The sequence below is a fragment of the Candidatus Thioglobus sp. genome (assembly GCF_029243085.1).
Taxonomy (GTDB): domain Bacteria; phylum Pseudomonadota; class Gammaproteobacteria; order PS1; family Pseudothioglobaceae; genus Thioglobus_A.
Genome location: NZ_JAQWSS010000012.1, coordinates 1 through 5,607, shown reverse-complemented (window position 1 = coordinate 5,607; position 5,607 = coordinate 1). Strand labels below are relative to the sequence as shown.

Here is a 5,607-nt window from a genome sequence, read left to right as displayed (position 1 = left end):
AATTTGATTTAAATTATTTATATCCATTTAGCCTTTCTCAGTAATCTCTGTAAACATCTTCTTAACTGTTTTAATCGTGGCTTTTTCTAAAATTGTGTCTTGCACCATTTTTTCAACAATCATCAACTCAACGCTTGACTTCCTAGACACGTCTTCGTTATAGTAGTTAATCATTTGTTGTGCATTCTCACCATACGATTGTGACATATCCAATATTTTTGCATCAATTTGCTCCATACTAGCCTGCATATTATTGTCACTTGCAATCTGACCAACCATCAAGCCTAACTTAACGCGACGCTCAGCTTCCTCATTAAACAATGAGGCTGGCATTTCTGCTTGTGGCGCTTGACCTTGTTGCTTCATGTTTTCTTGCATTTCTGCTAATAGGTTTTGCGCTTCACCATCAATACTGCTTTGCGGCACATCAAACTCATTAGCAGCTGCCAAAGCATTAAACAAGGTATCTTTGTTTAATTGCTCAATACGTCCATCAATTTCAGTACGCATTTGTTCTTTCATACTAACTAGTAAAGAATCCATATCATCTTCACCAAATTTTTTGGCAAATTCTGCGTCTAGCTTAGGTTCTTTTGGTGAGCCAACTTCGTTAATTGTAATTTCAAATTTAACTGGCTTACCGGCTAGGTGAGTTGCATGATAGTCATCTGGAAAACTTACATCAAGATCAATTGTTTTACCTGCAACAACATTGGTAACAGCCTCTTCAAAACCAGGAATCATGGTACCCTTGCCCAATAATAATTTAAAGTCTTTAGCTTCTCCACCTTCAAATTCTTCACCGTCAATAGTACCAACAAAATCCATTGCTACTCTATCACCTTCTTTTGATTTGCGCTTGACTGGCTTAAATTCGATCAATTGTTCCTGAAGGCCTTTTAAGGTCTTCTCTTCATCTTCTTTAGTGATATCAACTTCAATTTGCTCGACTTCAAGTGCAGCGAAATCTGCTAATTCAATTGTTGGGAAAATTTCAAATTCTACTGTATAAGCAAAATCTGTATCACCTTCTGAATCTACATTAGTAATAGCGGGTCTAGCTGCAGGAGAAACTTCAACTTCAGATAATGCGCCTACTAACGTTTCATTCACTATTTCGTTAATCGCATCTGATTTAGCATTATCTCCAAAACGCTGTTTAACCATGGAAACTGGGACTTTACCTTTTCTAAATCCATCGATGCTTACTTGTGAAGCCATTGTTTTCAAAATTTTATCCACTTTCTGATTAAAATCGTCAATTGATACGCTTACTGTTAATGATCTTTTTAGACCTTCTAATGTTTCTAGTGAAGTTTTCATGTGTATTAAATCCGTTTCTTTGCTTATATAAAAGCAGACAATTATACCTAAAATTGTGCGCAATAAAAAAGGCAGTAAACACTGCCTTTTTTGTGGTCTTAATGTTGTGTTTTAATGCAAACCAGCAACATATTGAGCTAAAGCTTCGATTTCTGCATTAGTCAAACTCTTGGTGATTGCAGTCATCATCTTGCGGTTATCATTGGTTCTAGACGGTGTTTTTGCATCTGTTTGCGCATTGATAGATACTTGGCGGAAATCTTTTAGCTGCTTGATCGTGTAAGCAGTGTGTTGAGATGCTAGCGTCGGAAAACCTGCAGATGGAATACCTGCACCCTTAGGACCATGACAAGCTATACAAGCAGTAACACCTCTAGTTTTGTCACCACCACGATATAGTCTCTCACCTAAAGCGATATTTGCTGTTTTGCTAGCCACGCCTTGTGCAGCACTTTGCTTAGAAAAATATGCAGCAAGATTAGCCATATCGTCAGTTGACAAAGCTGCAACAATTCCTGCCATTAAACCGTCCTTACGTTCGGCTGACTTAAAATCTTTTAATTGCTTGAACAAATAACTCTCACCTTGACCAGCCAATTTGGGAAAATTTGGAACCATTGAATTACCATCAACACCGTGACACGCTGTGCAAGTTACAGATTTAGCCTTACCTTTTGCTACATCGCCGGCAGCAAAAGTATTGACAGAAATAAAAGCTAATGTCGCTGTAAAAATAAGTGCTAGTTTGTTCATTGGTTAGTCCTTTTTACAAAAAAATAAGCCGATATTATACGTTAATATCGGCTTATTAAAATTACGAAATACGCCGAATGGCGTCAGTAATTTATTGACCTGCTAGGTAATCTGCAATTGCTTGCTCTTGACCAACAGTCATTGCTGCCATTGCATTCATTGTTGCATCTACACGTGCACCAGTTTGAAAGGCTTTAAGCTCTTTCACAATGTCAAGATCAGGGCGTGCTGATTTTGCTAGTGATGGGTATGTTGGAATTGCTGATTTACCACCAGTTCCGTGACAACCTGAACAGCCTAGTGCGTCAAACGGGTTTGCCTGAACTGCAACTGAGCCCATTGCTAATGCTGCTGATGCAGCTACTAATAAAACCTTGTTCATTACTCTCTCCTTGTTTTTTAATAATATAAAATGGTAAATAGTTCAAATACCACTGATTTTTGATTATACATACTTTATTTATAATGCGCAAACACTACCATCAAGCTAAATTCCTACTTTCTTGCCCTTCTTTAAAAGGCTGTCCACCTGATGAGGGTTTTGAGGTAATTTTTGCTGGAAGGTCAAATGCAGGAAAATCTAGCTCGATTAATACGCTAACTATGCAAAACAAACTCGCCAAAGTTTCTCGTACGCCAGGTCGTACTCAGCATTTAGTATTTTTTGAATTAGATCAAGATAGGCGCTTGGTTGACTTGCCAGGCTATGGTTATGCCAAGGTTCCCGAGCATATTAAAAAACAATGGCATGAAGATATGAGTGAATATTTTGATAAGCGTGATTGTTTGCGTGGTGCCGTATTAGTTATGGATGTGCGTCATCCACTTAAGCCTTTTGACCAAATGATGTTGGATTGGTGTGTCAGCATTAATCTACCTACTCAGATCATTCTAACCAAATCTGATAAACTTAAAAAAGGGGCTGCGGCCAATACGTATCAGCAAGTAAAAAAAGCAATTAAAAATCATCCTTATGTGGATGTTCAGCTATTTTCAAGTCTTAAAAAACAAGGTTTAGATGAGTTGTGGTCGCGTCTAGACACCTTCTTTGGCTATATTGAATAAATGCATTTAAAGACTGATTTAACTCACATTACATCGGCTGATACAATTGTTGTTGCTAATAATCGACAGGTCTTAGCTTTTAAACGCACTTTCGCTGAACAGCATCCAGATACCCAACTACCCCAAATTTTTTCTTGGCAACAATATCTTAAACACTACTGGCAGTCACAACACTTTCATAGCAAACTACGCCTGATTGATACTACCGAACAGCGCCATCTCATTGAACTTTCTCTTGAATTTAATGGGCAAACAGTTCGTAACCAACTAACCAATGAAGTCATAAGAAATTATGACTATTGCACTAATCATCTCATAAACCTTTCAACGCTAGCTAATTCAAAAATCCAAACGTGTGAAGTGTTTGCCCAATGGATTGAGCATTATCAACAAAACAAACAACAATTAGGCTTGGTAGATATTAATGATCTTGGCAACTTAATGTTACAAAATCACAACGGTGTTTCTGCACCTTATGTATATGGTTTTAAGACGCTTACCCCGTTACAGCAGCAAGCCTTTGAAGTATTAAATTATCAAACTATTTATGCGCCACAAACTCATTCAAGTGAACAACAATGCTTTGACAATAGTCTAGATGAAATCAAGGCTGCTGCAACTTGGGCAAAACAACAACAAAATCAAAACCCTGACGATTCAATTGTTATTGTTTGTCCACAGCTTAAAGAATTACAGCATCAGCTAACTTCTAGTTTTGATCAAATCTTTAACAACCAACTGACCGAGACCGGGCAAAAATCTTACAACATATCACTTGGCTTACCATTATCACAATACGGATTAATACAGGACTTGCTCAAAGTACTTAAGCTAACCGAGCAACTTAGAAAAAACAAAATTCATACCAAGCTGTTTAATCAGGTTGTTCGTAGTGTTTACATTAAAGGCTACCAGCTAGAGTGTAGCGCTCGTCACTTGCTTACTAACAAGGTCAGCTCTCTAGTGCTTGAATATTTCCAACTTGAGCAATTAGACGACTCTTTGGAGCTTTGTCCAATGTTACTAGACGCAATTAATCAGGTTAAATCTATACCAAACACAAAACAAACCCTGAGTCAGCACTTGTTGATCTTTAATCAAACCCTAAGTAATTGGGGTTTTGCGACTGATCGTAATCTAAGTAGTAGTGAGTATCAACTATTTCAAAAATATCTTAACAGTGCGTTGAACTTAAACCAACTCTCACTGCATCAAGATAAATGCTTATCCACTGTGGCATTATATAGACTTGAAGAAATTGTCAATCAAGTAGTTTTTCAGGCGCAATCCAGTAAAGCCAACGTTCAGATTATTGGATCTCTAGAAGCAGAAGGCTTACACTTTGACAAAGCTTGGGTAATGGGTATGACTAATGATTTCTTACCAGCTAGACTTAACTCGCCACGATTTATTAGTAGTAATATCGCCATTCATCATCAAATTCCATTTAGTAGTTATGAACTGATTCAAGCTGATGCTAAAGACACGTTAAAAAACCTTAATTCACTGGCTGATCAAGTGATTTTTTCTTATGCGAAATCGCATTTAGAACTAGAGCAATTACCCACACCACTACTTGATTTTCCAAGTCAAGCCATTGACATAATAAAAACCCAGCCACAAGTTATTAGCACTGAATTGATTAACGATGCCGTAGCTACTGCATTCGAAGAAAGCAAAATTAAATCTGGTGTTAATCTACTCAAAGACCAAATGGCATGTGCCTTTAAAGGTTTTTCACATCGCCTTAATATAAAGCATTATGACGAACCTCATGTTGGTTTAGATAGGCGCGAACAAGGTAACGTCATTCACAACGCCTTACAATATATCTACGAAGAATTAAAAACTCAAGAAGCGTTACTAAAACTAGGTAAAACCGAACTCACCGCCTTAATTAGTCGCAAGGTTTATGTAGCACTAACGCGCCACGAAGACTCTGGATTCAAAACCATTGAAAAAACCAGAATAGAGCAACTTTTGTTCAAATTTTTTAAAGCCGAAAAATTGAGAGAGAATTTTATCGTACTAGCTACTGAGCGTAATGTGACAGTTAATATTGCTGGCCTTAGCTTTAATACACGCCTTGACCGACTTGATAAAATGGATAATGGTGATCAAATTGTATTTGACTACAAAACTGGATCCACGTCTATTTCGAAATGGTGCTCGGTAGATATTGCCGAACCACAATTGCCTATTTACAGTATTACCAATAACACTCAAGGCGCTGCTTTTATTGAACTGAACTCTAGCGCCATTAGTTTTAAAGGCTTATCAAAAGATCCTGATTCACTGCCTAAACAATCTTCACGAAAGGGGTCCTGTCAAGCCTGGGATGAGCAGTTAATCATTTGGAAAGATAGGCTTAATCGAGCTAGTCAAGATTTTCAATCAGGCCAAGCGCAGGTTTTACCCAATAAAACCGCTTGTGATTATTGTGAGTTCGACTTATTGTGTCGCATC

Annotated in this window: 5 protein-coding genes; 2 read left to right on the top strand and 3 right to left on the bottom strand. The window is 37.6% G+C overall.

The window, feature by feature from the left end; translation table 11 throughout:
- Positions 1-27: 27 nt before the first annotated feature.
- The 3 genes from tig to P8M52_RS00895 form a co-directional block, all read right to left on the bottom strand.
- Complete coding sequence (tig, locus tag P8M52_RS00905) at positions 28-1,323, bottom strand: trigger factor (RefSeq protein WP_300305980.1); 1,296 nt, start codon at positions 1,321-1,323, stop codon at positions 28-30.
- A 111-nt stretch (positions 1,324-1,434) separates the two neighbouring features.
- Positions 1,435-2,076: a c-type cytochrome gene (locus tag P8M52_RS00900; protein WP_300305978.1), complete on the bottom strand. Its 642-nt coding sequence runs from the start codon at positions 2,074-2,076 to the stop codon at positions 1,435-1,437.
- A 91-nt stretch (positions 2,077-2,167) separates the two neighbouring features.
- Positions 2,168-2,458: a c-type cytochrome gene (locus P8M52_RS00895; RefSeq protein WP_300305976.1), complete on the bottom strand. Its 291-nt coding sequence runs from the start codon at positions 2,456-2,458 to the stop codon at positions 2,168-2,170.
- Between the two features lie 83 nt (positions 2,459-2,541).
- On the opposite strand from P8M52_RS00895, the gene yihA reads away from it, so the two are divergent.
- Both yihA and P8M52_RS00885 read left to right on the top strand, forming a co-directional pair.
- A complete protein-coding gene (gene yihA, locus P8M52_RS00890) occupies positions 2,542-3,141 on the top strand; it encodes a ribosome biogenesis GTP-binding protein YihA/YsxC (protein ID WP_300305973.1) in 600 nt (199 codons plus the stop codon).
- The coding region (locus P8M52_RS00885; RefSeq protein ID WP_300305970.1) for a PD-(D/E)XK nuclease family protein at positions 3,142-5,607 on the top strand (2,466 nt) is incomplete at its 3' end.

Excerpts from the sequence above, each read along its gene's own strand:
- tig (WP_300305980.1), bottom strand. The coding sequence starts at position 1,323 with ATGAAAACTTCACTAGAAACATTAGAAGGTCTAAAAAGATCATTAACA.
- P8M52_RS00900 (WP_300305978.1), bottom strand. The coding sequence starts at position 2,076 with ATGAACAAACTAGCACTTATTTTTACAGCGACATTAGCTTTTATTTCT.
- yihA (WP_300305973.1), top strand. The coding sequence starts at position 2,542 with ATGCGCAAACACTACCATCAAGCTAAATTCCTACTTTCTTGCCCTTCT.
- P8M52_RS00895 (WP_300305976.1), bottom strand. The coding sequence starts at position 2,458 with ATGAACAAGGTTTTATTAGTAGCTGCATCAGCAGCATTAGCAATGGGC.